Source organism: Chloroflexus islandicus (genome assembly GCF_001650695.1).
Classification (GTDB): Bacteria; Chloroflexota; Chloroflexia; order Chloroflexales; family Chloroflexaceae; genus Chloroflexus; species Chloroflexus islandicus.
In genome coordinates, this window is sequence record NZ_LWQS01000036.1 from 80,565 (window position 1) to 98,351 (window position 17,787).

Sequence of the window (17,787 nt, forward strand, 5' to 3'; positions counted from 1 at the left end):
CGACCTCCCTAGCGAACGCCTTTCAAGAAGAGGCGCATAATTTGAATGACGTGCTCGGGCAATTCAAACAAGATCAGATGGCCGCACTTCGGCACTTCTAAGAATGAACCATTAGGGGCGAGCGCCACCAATTTGCGCCCATCAGCCGGACGCATAATCGGATCGTTGGCGCCGGCCACCAACAAGAGCGGCTGCTGGATGGTCTTGGCTTGCTCGGCCACGGCGGCCAAAATCTCGGGACGCGACAATTCAGTTGCCGACACCCGCACTGCGGCCGGATCGCAATAGCGCAAACCGAGCGTGCCAAGCCGGATATCCCCAACCGACGGCGTATTCTGCGCCATCACCAGCCGGGCATAGATAAAGGGCAGCCACCATAAATTACGCCGCTCGATCGGGCGCAACACCCCGTTAAACACGGTATCGAGCAAACGCGGCACGAACTGCGAAGCAAACTTATTGTACGGCAGCAAGCTAAAGTTAAAGAAGATCAGCGAACGCACCAAGTCGGGTTGGTGGGCCGCCACGTGCAGACCGATAAACGCACCGAGCGAGAAGGCAGCCACATGGGCCGGGCCAAGATTCAGCGCACGCGACAACGCCTGCACATCGGCGCTAAACCCGGCCACCGTATAATCTTGGCGCGGGTCGCTATCCGAAAAGCCGTGCCCTTTCAAATCGTAGCTCACCACCCGATAGCCAGCCTGCGCCAGCGGATCGACCACGTGATGCCACCAGAACGACGAACAATCCCAGCCGTGGATGAGCAGCAACGGCTCGCCATCGAGCGGCCCCACATCTTGATAATGATGCACGACGCCGTTCAGCTCGATAAAGCGGGCGCGGGCCAAGAGCGCGCGTTCGCCTTCCAGCCGGCGCCGTTCGCGGGCGCTCAGCTTGCCGGCAAGGCGCGCCGCCACCTCATTGGCGTACTCAATGTACTTGGCCGTTGGCGGCGCATCGATCGGCCGCGCCGGCGGTCGCTCGATCGGGATCGGCTGGGCAAGCACTGACATAGGCGCCCCCTTCGCTACTCTACCCACAACCGCAGTAATTCACCCTCGACCCGCGCCCGTAAGCGACCGCCATCAACCAACCCCGGCAACAACACGTGCCGGCGCAACTGGCCGAGTTGGACGACGACCTCTTCGCTGGCTACGGCAATATCGAGCGATTTGGCATCGAGGAACGGAATCAGCAGGCGCAGATCGCGCTCACTACTGGCAGGGCGCGGCGATTCAGAGGCAAAGACATCGCCATCACGGTAGAGCGCCGCCCCGCGCAAGGCCCACGTATCGCGATTGGCCGGCGTCAGTTCAAGTTGCCCAATCCGCAACAACGGGCGCGCCCGGCTGGTCTCGTGGCTGAAATCGTGGCGGCTTTCGTCATCAACTTGGTCAGGCTGGCCATTCACAATCACTTCATCACTAGCCAACCCAAACAGGCCAAAAGCGGTTAACGCCGCGCGCAGCGGCGGCAGGCGCAACTCTGGCGGCAACGCTACCATCCGCACCCGCGCCCCACTCTCGGTTTCGAGGGAGCGCGTTTGCTCAAGCTCAATCCGCAACTCTTGCAGGGGCGCGGTCGCACTTGGCGCCACGATCGCTGCCGGGATCATCGCCTGCTCTTGCGAAGCACGCGACTTGCCGGGACCGCGGTCAAGGCCGAAGATCAGGCGCACTGCCCAGCGCAGCACATCGGGCAACGTCAACGCCCGAATGAGCGCGTCAGGTGACGGGCCATCGAGGATCAACAGATCGAACCGGCCCGACTGGCGGGCACGTTCGGCGACCAACATCGCCGCCACCGCATCAATGCCGGGAAATGCCGGCAGCTCATCAGGGCCAAGATCGCGCAGGCGGGCCACCAGCCCGCTGCGCAGCGACGGACGCACCTGCTCCCAACGGCGAGCAACCTCCTCGTGGGGATGAATCTCCATCGCCGCGAGGTTCGGCTCAAGTTCCAGCGGGCGCGAACCAAGCGTCTGGTGTAGCAGATGACCGATCAGATGGCCGGGACCGCTCGAAGCCACCAAGGTGCGATAGCCGCGCCGAGCGGCATGGCAAGCCGTCGCGAGCGCAGCCGCGCTCTGTTGAAGTTGATGATGAGCAGTAAAGATCAGCGTGCGCATGCAGAGTGCTCGCAACCGGCGCGCAATGCAACCGGGATAGACAACGGAGAGGCAGCAGCGATCACGTTAGGCCGCCTCGACTTGCTGTTTGCCGCTGGCGCGGGCGGCACTTGCCTCGTAGAAGGCCAGCCGCAAAACGCCATCTTCATAGCGATGTTCACCGAGCACACAGTCGTACAATACCCGCGGCAAGGCAATGGTGCGCTCGATCCGCCCAACCATAATCGTCAAATCGGGGCCGCTATGGCTTACTTCGATCGACTCACCGGCATCAAGGAACGGCAACCGCAAACAGAGATCATACTGGCCGGGTTCGCCATCTTCACTCCACTGCTCGAGCCAGATCGGCCGTTCATCATACAGCAGCGCCCCCGGATCAACATCGCCGAAGGTCAGCCGGCCAACGTGCAACAGCGCCTCAACCCCGATCGGTTCACCGCCTTGCAACACCGTGCGGAAGATCGGCGTCGGCGCAAAGCTTGCATCAATCTCGGCCAGATACTGCTGCTGGAGATTGACCCAGTAATCGAAGTACGGGCCCAGATCGGTGCGGTGCGGCAAAATCTTATTCACCAGCACCGCATCGAGTTGCAGGCCATACAGGCTGAGGAACGTATAGGCCCGGCGCGTTTCGAGTAATGGCAAGCGTTCCGGATTCAGCACCAACCGCACCGATACTGCCGAACTGACCAAAAAGTTGGCCAATTGATCCATCCGTTCGAGCAGCTTCCCCACCTCTTCAAAGAAGCGGTCATCGGGCAAATCGCGCCGGAACGGGCGGGCGACATTGGCGATCCCGCGATAGACGCGGAACAACCGCTTCCCGGCTTCACCGCCGATGATCATTTCGGGGTAGGCCAACAAGCGCAAGGTATTGCCGGTCGGTGCGGTATCAAGCACAATCGCATCCCAACGCCCGCTCTGCGCTTCATCCATCACCCGTTGCAAGGCGAGGATTTCATCAAGACCGGGCTGATTGGCCAGCTCAGCAGCCGTTGAGCGTTCAATCCCGCGGGCCGAATAGGTTGCGGTCACGAACTGCTGAAACCCGCCCAAATTCTGGCGCCACTCATAGATCGTATCCACTTCGAGGCCATAGAGATGGGGAGCCAGCGGCGTTGGCCGATCGCGGCTAATCGGGATCCCCATCACATCGGCCAGCGAGTGAGCCGGATCGCTCGAGAGTACCAGTGTGCGGCGGCCAGACTGCGCCAGCATCACCGCTGTCGCCGCCGAGAGCGTCGTCTTCCCAGTACCGCCCTTACCGGAATAGATAATGACTCGCGTCATACTACCTCATTCGCCTGCTGCAACCTGATTCCCCCGCCCACGTTCGATCACTGCGCTTCCGGCTCATCATCCGATCGGCCATTGAGCGGCTCACGCGCCGGCATACCGGCGCCACTACCACTGACGGCGGCAGGGCGATCGGTGCGATTGACCACCACGCGGCGCACCGGCATCGACGAGCCATTCTCCTCGACAGGCGGTTCGGCCCGGCGCACGCTAATCGCGCGGCGCACCGGTTGCGGGCCGGTAGGTTCAGCCGCCGGCGCCGGCGATGCCGCCGGTTCAGGCGCTGCTGGCGAAGGCGTTGCTTGCCGCACAGTAGCCCGCACCGCAATCCGGCGCTGCGCTGGCTGCTCGGCGCTTTGCGGTTGTTCGAGTGGTTCAGCAAACCGGACGGCAGCGCGCACCACCGGCCCCACCGGAGCCAACGGCCCGCCCTCCGCCTCTTGCTGGGCAGCAGCGTAATAGATACCGCGCATCGCATTACGGCGCACACGCGGATCCTGCATATTGTTCAACAACTCGGTCGCGCCGCTCATAATCTCGCTGGCCCGCCGTAGACCGCGCGCCAACCCGCGCGGCACCTCAAGCATCAAGCGCAACGACCGGCTCACCTCGTACATATTGGGTTGTTCGGGCAACGTTGGCAACGGGCCAACCGGCGCCGGCGTCGCGCCAGCCGGAGCGCCGCCGCGCTGGCTCTCGTAGGCAGCAATCAGATTACTGGGTGAAGTGGGAGCCGGCTCTTCTTCCTCGTCAGCAGCGCCAAACTTCCACCACGGCTTCTTGGCCGGCTTCTTCGGCTCTGGTTCCGGCATCGGCGGCGGAGCGGGTTCGCTCATAAAGAACGGCGGCAGCGGCTTGCGTTCCACGGCTGGAAACTCGGCCTCAAAGGCCTTCACCAGCTCTTCACCGCTGACGCCGGCCAACACTTGGTCACCGACCCATGCCACCATCTTGGCCAGCATATCAACATCTTCCGCCGGCATATAATCGAGCGTATTCACAATCACTCGCTCAGGTTGGCCGGGATCTTGCACCTCGCCGAGCGCAACGCGACGCTTGCGCGGCGGCGTTGCCGGAATGCGCAACGCAAGACTGACACGACCATGCCACGGATCCCATGTCTCGGCGCGCACCACATCAACATCGCTCCACGGGAAGCCATCGACGGTATCGTTAAAAAAGCCGCGCGCCCACAAGATCAGCCGGCGGTCGGTCAAGGCGACAAAATCAGCTAGCGCCAGACCGCCGACGCGGCGGCGATTCTCATCGAGCAACGTACCATCGAAGAGAGCGAGCAGCGTCTCGCCTTCGTCCAGCAAATCGCGCTGGCGCAATTCCTCGACGCTCGCCATGCTCACATTGACACCGAGAAATGGGCTCATACCTGCTCCTTAGGGCGGTTACGACCGCCAATGCTAACAACAGCTATGCTTGATCATGATCGGCGTCGCCCGAACCACTCAACGCTGCAAGCGGCGCGCGGCGAACCGGCGCGCTCCGGCGGCGGAGCGGTATTTCACGCCGATCCGGCATCTCGATGGATGACACCCGCTTAGCCATCGGGATTGGCGATGGCGGTTGGGGTGCTGGCGTTTCCGGCGGCGCTTGATTGCGCCGGCGCAGCGGTATTTCGTGATAACGCGGCCCAGCCGGCGGTGCGGGAGGCGGCTCGGCGACCGGCGGGTCAGCGACTGGCGCCGCCGCCACCGGTTCAGCTTGGGCTTGGCGCGCAGCCGCTTGGCGGTTTAAAAACGCCATCGCCATCTGCTGGGCAGCAGGATTACTGGTGACAGTTTGAACTAAATCATTAACAGCACGGATTGCTTCGGTCAATTCACGGATACTCGCCGGACTCAAGTCAAACGGTAAATCCGCCTCGCGCAACGTGCGGCGCAGGGTATCCCATGCCGAACGGGCCAGACGGCCGGCAGTAAAGATTTGATTAGGCGGCAAATTCGCCGGATCAACTACAAAGGGCGCATTTGGCGTTGCCGGCGTGCGCGGCGCGCCGCCGGGCCAACGATAGGGCGTTTCATCGGGACGCAACGCATCTTCAGAACCATAGATCGCCGCGCCGAGCGCCGTCATCACGTCAGGCGCCGCTTGGCGGGCATCCATCCCAGCGGCCAACGCCGCGCGCGCTGTTTCAGCCGCCGTGCGCAACAAGATCATCAACGCCGGCACATACGCTTGCGGCACCAGCGTGAGGGTAAAGACTTGCTCTTCGGCGTCAGGCGCGCTAAATCCCAGCGTCACCATCCCGTGAATCGGATCGACCCCGCGGCCATCGATCAAGGTCAATTCGCTCAACGGAAACGCAAAACACAGATGGCGCCCATAATCACGCGCCCACAACACCACCCGCAAATCGGTAATCAGGCAATAGTCGTGCAGTGTGGGGCCGCTCAGCCGGAGCCCCTGCCGATCGAGCAGCACGCCATCAACCGCGACCAGCACCTGCTCATCAGGATCGAGCACATCAAGCCGCGTAATCTCTTCGAGGTGAGCTGGAACGGTAGTATGGCTGTAATAGAGCAGGTTAATCATAACGCTCCCAAGGGATCGGCGTGAGGCGGCGAGCAGCGCGCCTCACGCCTGCCCGCCAACCTAGCGGTTGAAGCGCGAGCGGATGCGCTTCGGACGGAAGCCGTTGCTCGAGCTGCTGCTGAAGCCGCTCTCGCCCGAGCCGCTCCGGGACACACCCGGGTAAGCATTGCGGTTGATGTTGTCAACCGCGGCCGCGGTGGCCTGCAGCGCATTCGAGACCCACTGCCAGTGGCCTTGGAACATGATGTCGCCGATCTGCGCCACCTGCGCCGACGACTCCGAGAACCAGCCTCTCGTCGCCATGCACACACCTCCTTAACAATACGAACTCCCCATATTAGGTCACCGGAGGCAAGCCTCCGAGAAACCCCACCGTAAAGCCACCTTACCGCGACGCCATCTGCGGCGCCATGAAGGGCACGCTCAACCACTCGCCCTCCATCTCGGCCTGACCGGCTTCGAGGCCAGCCAGACTGGTCGGCAGCGTCAACACCCGCCGGAAATCACCAATCTGCACCACCAGCTCATCACCGTTCTGATACAGATCGAGCTGGGAGACGTCGGCGAAGGGCAACCGGATCTTCACCCGATAGTACTTATCGCCGACCTTGGCAATATCGAGCGGCGCGCGATCGTAGAGCACAGCGGTCGGATCCATGTCGCCATAGATGTCGTCACCCATCTGGCGCAGCTTCTCAAGCCCCACCACCTCTTCGGGGTAGTACGGCACCCGCCGGATGGGCAACGGCACGAAGGAGTGCTCGACATCTTGCAGGTAGCGCTGTTGCACATCGCGCCAGTGGTTCAAATACCCGCTGTCTTGATCAAGCGGCAGAATCTTGTTGACCACCACCATATCGACGGTCATGCCATACATCGACAGGTAGGTCAACGCCCGCTGGCTCTCCTTGATCACCATCTTTTCGGGGTTCATCACCAACCGGATCGAGGTCTCAAGCGGGTTGGCCAGCGTCGCCGTCACGCCCTCCAACTGGCGGAACATATCATCAACCGCCTCGTACACCTCAGGCGGCGCAACCATCTTATTGAGGGTCGGATTAATCTTGCTCATCGGGCGGAGGATCGGCTTGATCACAAACCGCTCGGCGCCGCGCAGCATATTAATCGCCCACTTGAACGTTTCGGGAGCCGAGAGCAGCCGCAGCGTCTCTCCGGTCGGCGCGCAGTCGATCACCAGCAGATCGTAATCGCCGCGCTCCTTGTGCTTCTTGATCCGGATGAGCGGGAACGCCTCCTCCATACCCGGCAAGACGCTCATCTCATCGGCCAAAATGCCCTGCACGCCCTGCTCGGCCATGAGCTGAGCGAAGTGTTCGCGCACGATGCCCCAATTGCTCTCGATGTCGTGGTAGATGCTGACCTCGAGCGCGTCAAGGTTCTTGGTGATCCGAACGGGTTCGGGGCCGAGCGGCCCCTCGAGATCGAGCGAGTCGGCCAGTGAGTGGGCCGGATCGGTGCTCATCACCAACGTCTTTAAGCCACGATCCGCAGCCCGGAGGGCCGTTGCTGCCGCGACGCTTGTTTTGCCAACGCCGCCTTTTCCGGTGAAGATCAGAGTGCGCATCAGGGCCTTTCCAGGAGCTTACTGCTCGGCTGTCATCAACCGCCGCCGTGGCGGCGTCCAGAGGTTACGATCGAATACCACACGGAGTTTTTGCTTAAAAGCCAAAACCTGCTACTGTTCCGCTGATTTTGGCCTGTACCGCAATAGTAGCACGAATATCGGCAGGTGTCAACAAATGTTGCTCATATGTATCAGAAAGAGATCACAACCTTACCGCATTCTGATGATGTACAGCGCCTTAGCGCGCTCGGTCTGGCGCGGCGCGGCATGGCCGCATCTTGCAATATAACGGCTCAGTCGCGGCGTTTTTCCGCACTGGCGAGCAATATCCCTCGTAGTATGATTTGCAACGAGGCTATCGCCATGAGGCCCCGAATGGCGTCGCGTTGCGGCTGCCAGCCCATGTCATATCTGCTATTACTCTGTACCGCGCGCCGTTATTATACCAGCTCCGCTACCATTTTGGCGAGGGTTTTGAAAAGATCTCCGCGATCTATGTGGCTTGACCATGGCGCAACGAGCCATACTTCGTCGTGCGTGACAGCGGCGCCGGGATCTAATCGCAGCAATGGCGCAAGCGTTTCTAATTCGGTACAGCCTTGGTCGTAGTAGATTTCGAGGTTGCTGTTGCGGTCAGGGTAGGGTTGATCAGGATGATACGTAACCTGCTTGAGAAACACTACCCCGTGATGGAGATAGGCTAACCAGCCGGCAGGGCTATGCGCGCCGATTTTGGCCGGCGGGCCGCTGAGCGAGGTGTCGATGAGGATGTAATCGGCGGTGAGGTGGAGCCGCGGATCGGGTAACGGGGTATAGGGCCACAAGGCAATCTGGCGATGAGGCGCGAGCGGATTCGCCGGCGGTTGGCCATCGTGCAGCGGCAAGATCGCCACCCCGCCCGGCGCCAGTTGGGTGATCGCCCACGGCGCCAATTCCACCGGCCATAGGCCATGATTGGTCAGGGTATGGCGCAGATGCACACGCGGTTGGGTTGGATCAAGCGTGATGGCAATGGTTTTGGCAATCCCGCCCGGATCAACGGCGCTGCGCAAGATGACGCCATTATCGATGAGCTCGGCCTCTGGCCCAGCCAGATCGGGCCAATAGCTGCGCGGAAAGGCTTCGGGGGCATGCCAGAGCCGGTGGCCGCCGAGCAAGGCAAACTCGCCCCACGGCGTTGCCCAACGCGCCGCCGGCGTTTCGGCCAACAGGTTAGGGCCGTCGTCAAGCTGCAAACCGAGAATGCGCGGCCCGCCGGCGGCCAGAACCGTGAGACGAAGCCGATCAGTAGCAATGGAAAGAGTAGGATAGGTCATAGCGGTTGGTGTCTGAGATGGAGTGCAGCAGTTTGACTGCCGCACTCCATAGGGAAGAGCTTGCGGACAAGGTTCGCCACAGCAATCATTGGTATCGTTGCCCTGATCGGGCAGGATACGGACGAACCACCGGACTTATGGTAGCATAAAAACAGCGCCGGCGACGGCGCAACAGCGATCGTTCTAGTGCAGGCATTCCCATGAGCGAACCAACCATTTATGAGCAGATCGGCGGCGAACCCACCTTCCGCCGGATTGTGGATAGCTTCTATGCGCGGGTGGAGGCTGATCCGCGCCTCCGTCACATGTTCCCGGCGGATCTTGAGCCGGGCAAAGAGCACCAACGGCTCTTTCTGATGCAATATTTCGGCGGCCCGCGCACGTATAGCGAACGGCGCGGCCATCCCCGGCTGCGCATGCGGCACGCGCCGTTCCCGATCGGGCCAGCCGAACGCGATGCGTGGCTCGAACACATGCTGGCCGCGCTCGATGAAGCCGGTGTGCCGGAACCGGCCCGCAGCGTGATGGCCGACTATTTTCGCAATGCCGCGCAGGCGATGATGAACCAGTGGGATCCGTCGTCGCCGTAACGACGACGACGGCATCAACCTTAGGCGGGCAAGTGCCGCAACCACGGCAAGAGAATGTCGAGGAAGGCTTGCGGGGTTTCGTCGAAGGGGCAATGGCCGCTATCAGGAATGATCTTGATCTCGGCGTGCGGGATCATCCGGTTCTTGATAATCTCGGCATGGGCCGGCGGGATCGATTGATCTTCCGCCCCCCAAATGAGTAACGTGGGCATCTGAATCTCGCCCGGCGTGAGATCGAGCACGAGATTGGCAAATTCGCGGCTGACCTTGAGGTACGAACCGGCGCCGTACCGGCGCAGCGGGCCACTGAACGTCTCCACCAGCTCTGGCGTGACGCACTCTTTGCGGTGGTAGGCCGAGAGCAAGCCTTGCCGCACGCCCCAGCGATTGCCGAAAACACCGGCTAGCGCTTCACCAACCAATGGCGCGCCAATCGCGTTGAGCATGAGGCGGTCAATGGGGCTGAGCGGACGGGCCTGCAATTGCGCGCCTGAACTGTTGACCAGTACCAGCGCTTTGACTAAATCAGGATAGGCGCGGGCCAGTTGGGCGCTGACCACGCCCCCCATCGAGTGGCCGACCACCACGGCAGGCTGGCCGATGGTATCGCGGATGAAGGCCGCCGCCTGCGCGGCCCACCGCTCGCGGCTCGGACGGCCCGCGGGCCGGGCCGAATAGCCAAAATTGTAGAGATCGATCGCGTAGAGGGTGTGCTCACTGGCAATTGGGCGCATCACCGGACGCCAGTGTTCGATCAATGCGCCGTAGCCGTGGATCAAGAGCACCGGCAAGCCTTGTTGGGGTGATGAGATCCAAGCCCGCATCAACCCGTCAGGGCCGCTGCGGTATTCTTCACGGATTTCAAACCGGCGCGTAGCCTGTGGATCGGTCAGTGTGGTTGCCATCTATCACATACTCCATCTGTTAGATTGGTAAACGACAAACGTGGTTTGCCTAGAATCAGCATACCACGTTTGCAATGATTTTGCACAGGTTTTGTATAAGCGTTTCCACCGGGTGGATGGAATAGATCGGCGTACCCCGCAGTGACCAGCGGCAGCGAAGCTGCCGCACTCCATAAAGGTAGATCTGAGGAACGGTTGCGCTACCGCTCTCTACAGCAGCGCGGCATCTGAGCCGTACCGACTCATACTCATCACACGTTTGTGAAGCGCTGCTGCACTCCATCCAAGCGTAGACAGCACTTATTACGGCTCACGCAACCGTAAGGTGATGTTCCCCGATGTTGAAGTCGCGTTCAACGCTGCCCCGCCCTCGCCGATGGTCGCCGTTAACGAACGCCGGTTGAACGCTTGCACGGCTAATTGATCGGGCACATCGATCCGCCCGCTCACCGTTGCAAACGAGAGATTGGCATTGACCGGCGCAAGGAGGGTGATCGCCATATCGCCGGAAATGGTTGACAACCGTTGCTGCCCATTTGCCAGCCGGCCAGTAAACGACACCTTGCCGTTGGTCGTCTCAACCGCCAACCGTACCGCCTCAGCGGTATCGATCTCGACATCGCCGGAGACGGTCGTGATCTGGATGGCGCCAAGCTCGCCGCGCAGCTTCACATCACCACCGGTCGTCTGCGCGATTACCTCATCCAGTTGGCCAACCGCAGTGAGATCGCCGCTCACCGTCGTCACCCGCAACGAGCCGCGATAATCGCGCAGATCAATGTCGCCGCTGGTCGTATTCATGGTCAGTTGGCCACGCGCACCGTCGGCGACCACATCGCCGCTAATTGTGCTGACAGTTCCGCTGGCTGCGGTCTGGCGCAGCGTCACGTCACCCGACACCAGCGAAATGTTGAACGTTACATCAGGCGGCAAGGCCAGTTCAAGGCGCGCATACGGGTTGCGGCCAAAGCTCCACGGCGCCCATGGCTGGTGATTGACATTGACGTAGAGCGTATCACCGCGTTGCTCGATATGCACATCGATTTGGGCAGCGGCATCGGCAGCCGCGTTCGCCGCCCAGCCAAAACCTAGCCGCGAACCGCTGACGATCACTTCTTCGCCGGTCGTACCATTCACGATGACTTGATCGTTCACGCCGCTCACTTCAACCCGCGCCACGGTGAAGCGTTGCGCCGGGATGGTTTGCGCGCTATCAGAACGGGCAAGGTTCAGATCAATCCCAGCAATCGTACCCCGGCTCAACAGTTCAAACAACAACCAGCCCAGCCCGCCGAGGATCAGGGCAATCCCCAGCAATCGCCGGCCCATTTGGCGCTCGACCGGACGTTCCGGCCCGATCGGCGGATCAGTTGTACGCATCGTTCATTCCCCCTCGCGTTGTGTCCTTCACTGCATCCGACGCTCTGCCGGCAGTGAGTGTTGCAACGTTGCCCAGTTCCGCACATACGCGACTTGCGCCGGCGTCTCTGGACTATGGGGATGAACGGCGGCTTTGGCGACGGTTTGCCACAGGCGCGCCAGTGTTGCCAACGCTGAATCGCCGGTCTGGCCGTGGCGTACCAACCAGCACCCCACTGCCGTGCCAGTGCGGCCAATCCCGCCGCGACAGTGGAGATAGACGGTCTGGCCGCCATCCCGCGCTTGGTCAATCGCGTCGAGGATCGCGTTCATCACGGCTGGCGACGCCGGCAGGCCAAAATCGGGGATAGGAAAGCGGAGATGGTGGACAGAAGACGGCAGTGCTGCCGTGTAGTCCCATGCCTCTCCCAGCGCGGTCAGATCGATAAAACACGAGACGCCAACCGCGATGTACTGTTCAAGGCGAGCAGCCTCAGCCGCGGTGGAAGCAGGATACTCGCCGGCGAGGAAGCGCGGCGCGACGAGATATGCGTTCTGGTGAGGCAGCATGGTGGTAGCTCCTTGTCATTGCGAGCGTAGCGAAGCAATCTCCCGCTTTTCGCTTGTCATTGCGAGCCGAGGGTAGGGGCATCACATCGTGATGCCCTTGCGAGGCGAAGCAATCTCCCGCGAGCACGGGAGCAATCCCCTCAGCGTCCGCTCTCGCTTGAGCAGGAGATTGCTTCGGGCGCTGCGCGCCCTCGCAATGACAGGTAGGATTGTCATTGCGAGCGTAGCGAAGCAATCTCCCGCGAGCACGGGAGCAATCCTCTCAGCGTTCGCTCGCGCTGAAGCGGGGGATTGCTTCGGTCGGGCGGCGCCAGCGCTGCTGGACGCCGCCACTCCCTCGCAATGACAAACGGCCCGCGAGCACGGGAGCAATCCCCTCAGCGTTCGCTCGCGCTTGAGCAGGAGATTGCTTCGGGCGCTGCGCGCCCTCGCAATGACAAGCGGGTCCACAAGAGAACACCGGCAGCGCAAGCCATACATCAGGTACAATAGAGACATGCCTATTTTAATCGACGGCCACAACTTAATCGGCCAAATGCCAGACATCGAATTGAGCGATCCCGACGACGAGGCGAAGTTGGTTGCTAAACTTCGCCGCTACGCTGCGCGCAAGCGTGGCCGTAAGATTGTGGTCGTCTTCGACGGCGGCGTGTACGGCCATCCGCAAAACTTGAACGGTTACGGTATTGAGACGCGCTTCGCCAAACCGCCGCAAACCGCCGATCACGAACTCATCCGGCAGATTCGGGCGATCCGGCGGCGGGAAGAGTGGCTGGTCGTTTCCTCAGACCGGGCCGTGGCGGGGGAAGCGCAAGCGCGCGGCATTCCGGTCATCTCGGCGCAAGAGTTTGCCCGCCGCTTGCAGGCGCTTGATCAGCCGCGCGTCAATGCCCGCGATAAACGCGCTGATCGCCCGCTGAGCAAGGCTGAAATTGAGGAATGGTTACGGTTTTTTGGTGTTGATGAGGACGAAGACACGCACTACTATTGAGCGCAGACGATGACACCCGACCCGATCACTGAACAAAACCGCCGTTCGTGGAATGCGGTGGTGCCGGCGCATACCAGCCATCGCGCCGATGAAGCTGCCTTTCTGCGCCACGGCGGTTCGACGTTGTTCCCGGAAGAGATGGCGTTGCTTGGCGAGATTCGCGGTTGCCGCTTGTTGCACCTGCTCTGCAACACGGGGACCGATAGCCTCTCACTGGCCGCGCAGGGAGCCATCGTCACCGGCGTTGATCTCAGCGATGCCGCGATTGCCCATGCGCAGGCACTGAGTGCGGCCAGCGGCATTCCGGCTACGTTTGTGCAGGCTGATGTCTACGCCTATTTGGCCGCCGCGGCAGCGGATGGTCTGCGCTTCGAGCGCATCTATGCCGGTTACGGCGTGATCTGCTGGTTGCGCGATCTCACCGCCTTCGCCGCCGGCATTGCCCGCGTGCTCGCTCCCGGCGGGAGGTTTGCGCTGATGGAGTTTCATCCCGCCTCGAACATGTTTAGCGCCGATTGGCGACTGGCTTACGACTACCCGCACGGCGGCGCGCCGCTGGAGTTGCCGGGAGTGGGAGATTATGTCGGCGCAGCGGAAGGCGGCTTGTCGCCGTCCGGCTTTTTGCCCGGTGTGCGCGATTTTACTAACCCCGAGCCATGCACCCTCTATCGCTGGGGAGTGGGTGAGGTGGTGACAGCGCTGGCACAGGCCGGTTTGCGGCTCCGTGAGCTACGCGAATATTGTTATGTCAATGGTGAGCGACCGTTCGAGCGGATGGTTCCGGCGACAGACCGCCGGTGGCACGCGCCGCCCGACGTGCCGGCGATCCCGCTGATGTACGGGCTCGCGGTAGAAAAGGATAGCGACGATGAGTGATTGGGGGATCGGCCACGACCGGATTATCCTCAGCGGGATGCAGTTTATTGGCTACCACGGCACCCGCCCGGAAGAGAACCAGCTCGGCCAGCGGTTTGTGGTGGATGTGGCGGTTGAGCTTGACCTGCGCGCTGCCGGGGCCAGCGACGACTTGAACCAGACGGTAGACTACAGCCAGATTCACGATCGGGCGCGCGAGATTGTCTGCGGGCCAGCGTTGCAATTGACCGAAGCGGTCGCCGAGCGGATTGCGACGGCAGTGCTCACCGACCATCCGCAGATTCGCGCGGTGGCGGTGCGGGTGGCCAAGCCGGGGGTGCGGCTCGGCGACACCATCCTCGCCGGCTCGGTCGTTGAGATTGTGCGCCGGCGATGACCCGACCACGAGTGACGCTCAGTTTTGCCCAGACCCTCGATGGGCGAGTGGCGGCGGCTGATGGCAGCTCGCAATGGATTAGCGGGCCGGAATCACTGCGTTTCTGCCACCGGCTGCGCGCTGCCCACGACGCGATTATGGTTGGCATCGGCACGGTACTGCGCGACGATCCGCGTTTGACGGTGCGGCTGGTCGAGGGGCGCGATCCGCTGCGGGTGATCGTCGATAGCACGCTGCGCATCCCGCTAACCGCCGCGGTCATCCGCGACGGCGCCGCTCACGGCACCGTGCTGGCCTGCACCGCCGCCGCGCCGGCAGCACAACGCGCTGCTTTGGCGGAACGTGGCGCGACGATCCTCACCGTGCCGGCCACCTCAACCGGCAGAGTCGATCTCGCAGCGCTGCTGGCGGCGCTGGGTGAACGCGGCATCGCCAGCGTGATGGTCGAAGGCGGCGCGCGGCTGCTCACCAGCTTGCTGCGCGCGCGTTTAGCCGATGCGGTTGCGATCACGATCGCGCCGCTGATCCTTGGCGCGGGGCCGGTTGCGATCGGCGATCTAGGTATGACAACGCTCGCGCAGGCGATGAAGTTGGCTAACGCAACATGGACGGTGTACGGCGCCGATGTGGTGATAGAGGGCGACATCCAGTACAGTTGACCGCTTTGCACTATCGCATTGAAACCCGCTATGCAAACCCTTCCCGCTGAAGCCATCTGGTTCACCGCACCGCGCACCGTCACCGTGCGCCGGGAAACCGCGCCGCCACCGGCAGCCGGCGAGGTGCGGGTGGCCGCTATCGCCTCGTTGATCAGTCACGGCACCGAGCGGCTGGTCTACCGCGGCGAAGTCGATCCTACCCTGCCGCTTGATCTGCCGACCCTTAGCGGTAGCTTCGCTTTCCCGATCAAATACGGCTACGCCATTGCTGGACGAGTGATCGATGTTGGCCCCGGTGTCGATGGTCTCAAGATTGGCGATGCGGTCGCCGCCTTGCACCCTCACCAGAACGTCTTTACCGTGCCGGCGCATCTGGTCAAGCGGCTCCCTGACAACCTTGATCCAGCGTTGGGAGGATTTTACGCCAACGTCGAAACGGCGCTGACCATCTGCCACGACGCTACGCCGCGGTTGGGCGAGACGGTGGCGGTGCTGGGGCAAGGCGTGGTGGGGTTGCTCGTGACGCAGCTCTTGCTCCGCGCCGGCGTGCGCGTGATCGCGATTGACCCCGACCCGTACCGGCGCGCACTCACCGGACACTTCGGCGCAATCACGCTGGCCCACGCCGATCCGGCAGCGATTGCTGAACTGACCGGCGGACGCGGGGTTGACATCGCCATCGAGGTGAGCGGCGCGCCAGCGGCCCTGCAACCGGCGATTGAGATGGTGGCCGTCGAAGGGCTGGTGGTGGTCGCTTCGTGGTACGGGCAAAAGCCGGTGACACTCACCCTCGGCGGCCACTTCCACCGCGGGAGGGTGACAGTGCGCTCATCGCAGGTAGGCCGGCTGGCGCCGGAAACCCTGCCGCGCTGGGATTACGCCCGCCGCACCGCAACCGTGCTCGAGCTGTTACCCCAGCTCCGGCTGGCCGAGCTGGTCAGCCACCGCTTCCCGATCGCACAAGCGGCGGCGGCGTATGCGCTGCTCGATCAGGCGCCAGCGGGTATGGTGCAGGTGATGGTGGAGTATGGGTGAGGTGTTGGCGAATCGCTCTGGCGGCAAGTGATGACAATCCCGCTTGTCATTGCGAGGGCGCGTAGCGCCCGAAGCAATCTCCTGCTTCAGCGCGAGCGAACGCTGAGGGGATTGCTCCCGTGCTCGCGGGAGATTGCTTCGCTTCGCTGGCAATGACAAGCGAAAAGCGGGGGATGGCGTCACTACGCGCGGGCATCACGGTGTGATACCCCTACGCGCGGGCATCACGGTGTGATGCCCCTACGCGCGGGCATCACGGTGTGATGCCCCTACGCGCGGGCATCACGGTGTGATGCCCCTACGCTTGGCTCGCAATGACAAGCGGAAAGCGGGGGATGGCGTCGCTACGCGCGGGCATCACGGTGTGATGCCCCTACGCGCGGGCATCACGGTGTGATGCCCCTACGCGCGGGCATCACGGTGTGATGCCCCTACGCTTGGCTCGCAATGACAAGCGGAAAACGGGGGATGGCGTCGCCGCCTGACGGCGCCTCGCAATGACATAGGGAACCAACAAGCTAGCAGCAACAGCCTATGACCCATCCACACCAACTCGATCTGTTTCCTGATACGCCAGACGGCGAGCAATCCCGTGATAGACCAACCCGCCTGCCGCAGCCTGTCAACGTCGCTGCCGTTCCGCAGCGCAGCCCGTTTCGCTATCCGGGTGGCAAGACGTGGTTTGTCCCTACCTTCCGGCGCTGGATGGCCAGTTTAGCACAGAAGCCGCGCATCTTGGTCGAACCATTCGCCGGCGGCGGGATTATCAGCCTCACCGCGTTGTTTGAGCATTGGGTCGAGCGCGTGGTGATGGTTGAACTCGACGAGGATGTGGCTGCGGTTTGGCAAACGATTGTTAGCGGCGAAGCAGAATGGCTGGCCGAGCGCATTCTCTCGTTCCAACTCAGCCGCGAAACGCTGATCGCTGAGTTGAGCCGTCCGCCGGCCAGTCTGCGCGAACGCGCCTTTCACACCATTCTACGCAACCGTACCCTCCACGGCGGAATTCTGGCCGATGGCGCCAGTTTTCTCAAGCACGGCGAAAACGGCAAAGGCATCGCCTCGCGCTGGTACCCTCAGACCTTAGCCCGCCGGCTGCGTGATCTGCAACAGGTGGCTCACCGGATCGATATTCGCTGCGCTGATGGGATGGCAGTGATTGAAGAATTTGCCCGCTGCACGGATGCCGTGTTCTTTGTCGATCCGCCTTACACAGCCGGCGGTAAGCGGGCCGGCAAACGGCTCTACCGCTACCACCAGATCGATCACCGGCGTCTGTTCCACTTGTGCCGGCAGGTGGCCGGCGAGGTGCTGCTAACGTATGATGAAGCGGAAGAGGTGAAAGAACTTGCGCGCGAGTATGGCTTTCAGATGCGATTAGTGCCAATGAAAAACACCCATCATGCCACGCTGCGCGAATTGGTGATCGGGCGCGATTTGGCATGGCTCGCTGAGTTGCCGGTGATGCGCGAGGAGCGTGGCATCTATCACGTCTGAGCAGTGAGACGCTCTTGCACTGCGGCGGCATGGCGGCAGTGAAACTGCCGCACG

General features: G+C 62.2%; 18 protein-coding genes. 7 read left to right on the plus strand and 11 right to left on the minus strand.

All coding sequences use genetic code 11. The features are described from left to right. Positions 1 to 8: 8 nt before the first annotated feature. The 8 genes from A6A03_RS03865 to A6A03_RS03900 all read right to left on the minus strand — a co-directional run bounded on the left by A6A03_RS03865 (position 9) and on the right by A6A03_RS03900 (position 8,875). Positions 9 to 1,016 carry an alpha/beta fold hydrolase gene (locus A6A03_RS03865; protein WP_066783730.1) on the minus strand — a complete coding sequence of 336 codons (1,008 nt, stop codon included), beginning with the start codon at positions 1,014 to 1,016 and terminating at the stop codon, positions 9 to 11. A 14-nt stretch (positions 1,017 to 1,030) separates the two neighbouring features. Further along, positions 1,031 to 2,131 (minus strand): ArsA family ATPase, encoded by a 1,101-nt coding sequence (locus tag A6A03_RS03870; RefSeq protein ID WP_066783731.1) that lies wholly within the window; start codon positions 2,129 to 2,131, stop codon positions 1,031 to 1,033. A gap of 66 nt (positions 2,132 to 2,197) precedes the next feature. Beyond that, entirely contained in the window at positions 2,198 to 3,421 is a 1,224-nt protein-coding gene (locus tag A6A03_RS03875) for an ArsA family ATPase (protein WP_066783733.1), read from the minus strand. Positions 3,422 to 3,468: 47 nt separating this feature from the next. Further along, positions 3,469 to 4,809 carry a hypothetical protein gene (locus A6A03_RS03880; protein WP_066783735.1) on the minus strand — a complete coding sequence of 447 codons (1,341 nt, stop codon included), beginning with the start codon at positions 4,807 to 4,809 and terminating at the stop codon, positions 3,469 to 3,471. Positions 4,810 to 4,852: 43 nt separating this feature from the next. Continuing rightward, the gene (locus A6A03_RS03885) at positions 4,853 to 5,974 is read right to left on the minus strand and encodes a hypothetical protein (protein ID WP_066783737.1); all 1,122 of its coding nucleotides are present in this window, start codon (positions 5,972 to 5,974) and stop codon (positions 4,853 to 4,855) included. A 60-nt stretch (positions 5,975 to 6,034) separates the two neighbouring features. Continuing rightward, positions 6,035 to 6,277 carry a bacteriochlorophyll c-binding family protein gene (locus A6A03_RS03890; RefSeq protein ID WP_066783739.1) on the minus strand — a complete coding sequence of 81 codons (243 nt, stop codon included), beginning with the start codon at positions 6,275 to 6,277 and terminating at the stop codon, positions 6,035 to 6,037. A gap of 82 nt (positions 6,278 to 6,359) precedes the next feature. Continuing rightward, positions 6,360 to 7,559, minus strand: a complete 1,200-nt coding sequence (locus A6A03_RS03895) for an ArsA family ATPase (RefSeq protein WP_066783741.1) — start codon at positions 7,557 to 7,559, stop codon at positions 6,360 to 6,362. Positions 7,560 to 7,999: 440 nt separating this feature from the next. Further along, entirely contained in the window at positions 8,000 to 8,875 is an 876-nt protein-coding gene (locus tag A6A03_RS03900) for a hypothetical protein (RefSeq protein WP_066783743.1), read from the minus strand. 200 nt (positions 8,876 to 9,075) lie between these two features. Between A6A03_RS03900 and A6A03_RS03905 the strand changes: the two genes are divergently transcribed. Beyond that, on the plus strand, positions 9,076 to 9,465 hold the full coding sequence (locus tag A6A03_RS03905; protein ID WP_066783746.1) for a globin: 390 nt from the start codon (positions 9,076 to 9,078) through the stop codon (positions 9,463 to 9,465). A gap of 20 nt (positions 9,466 to 9,485) precedes the next feature. Here A6A03_RS03905 and A6A03_RS03910 read toward each other — a convergent pair whose 3' ends face one another. The 3 genes from A6A03_RS03910 to A6A03_RS03920 form a co-directional block, all read right to left on the minus strand. Further along, entirely contained in the window at positions 9,486 to 10,370 is an 885-nt protein-coding gene (locus A6A03_RS03910; RefSeq protein ID WP_066783749.1) for an alpha/beta fold hydrolase, read from the minus strand. 303 nt (positions 10,371 to 10,673) lie between these two features. Next, positions 10,674 to 11,750: a DUF4097 family beta strand repeat-containing protein gene (locus A6A03_RS03915; protein WP_066783751.1), complete on the minus strand. Its 1,077-nt coding sequence runs from the start codon at positions 11,748 to 11,750 to the stop codon at positions 10,674 to 10,676. Positions 11,751 to 11,777: 27 nt separating this feature from the next. After that, entirely contained in the window at positions 11,778 to 12,299 is a 522-nt protein-coding gene (locus tag A6A03_RS03920; RefSeq protein ID WP_066783753.1) for a protein-tyrosine phosphatase family protein, read from the minus strand. A 496-nt stretch (positions 12,300 to 12,795) separates the two neighbouring features. Here A6A03_RS03920 and A6A03_RS03925 point away from each other — a divergent pair, with 496 nt between their 5' ends. The 6 genes from A6A03_RS03925 (at position 12,796) to A6A03_RS03950 (ending at position 17,733) form a co-directional block, all read left to right on the plus strand. Next, positions 12,796 to 13,290: an NYN domain-containing protein gene (locus A6A03_RS03925; RefSeq protein ID WP_066783755.1), complete on the plus strand. Its 495-nt coding sequence runs from the start codon at positions 12,796 to 12,798 to the stop codon at positions 13,288 to 13,290. A 9-nt stretch (positions 13,291 to 13,299) separates the two neighbouring features. Next, positions 13,300 to 14,166 (plus strand): class I SAM-dependent methyltransferase, encoded by an 867-nt coding sequence (locus tag A6A03_RS03930; protein ID WP_066783757.1) that lies wholly within the window; start codon positions 13,300 to 13,302, stop codon positions 14,164 to 14,166. After that, positions 14,159 to 14,542, plus strand: a complete 384-nt coding sequence (folB, locus tag A6A03_RS03935) for a dihydroneopterin aldolase (RefSeq protein WP_066783759.1) — start codon at positions 14,159 to 14,161, stop codon at positions 14,540 to 14,542. The genes A6A03_RS03930 and folB overlap by 8 nt, the downstream gene beginning before the upstream one ends. Continuing rightward, positions 14,539 to 15,201: a RibD family protein gene (locus A6A03_RS03940; RefSeq protein WP_066783761.1), complete on the plus strand. Its 663-nt coding sequence runs from the start codon at positions 14,539 to 14,541 to the stop codon at positions 15,199 to 15,201. Before folB ends, A6A03_RS03940 begins: the two co-directional genes overlap by 4 nt. A 30-nt stretch (positions 15,202 to 15,231) precedes the next feature. Next, complete coding sequence (locus tag A6A03_RS03945) at positions 15,232 to 16,236, plus strand: zinc-dependent alcohol dehydrogenase (protein ID WP_066783764.1); 1,005 nt, start codon at positions 15,232 to 15,234, stop codon at positions 16,234 to 16,236. 534 nt (positions 16,237 to 16,770) lie between these two features. Next, positions 16,771 to 17,733, plus strand: a complete 963-nt coding sequence (locus tag A6A03_RS03950) for a DNA adenine methylase (protein WP_066783766.1) — start codon at positions 16,771 to 16,773, stop codon at positions 17,731 to 17,733. Positions 17,734 to 17,787 lie beyond the last annotated feature (54 nt).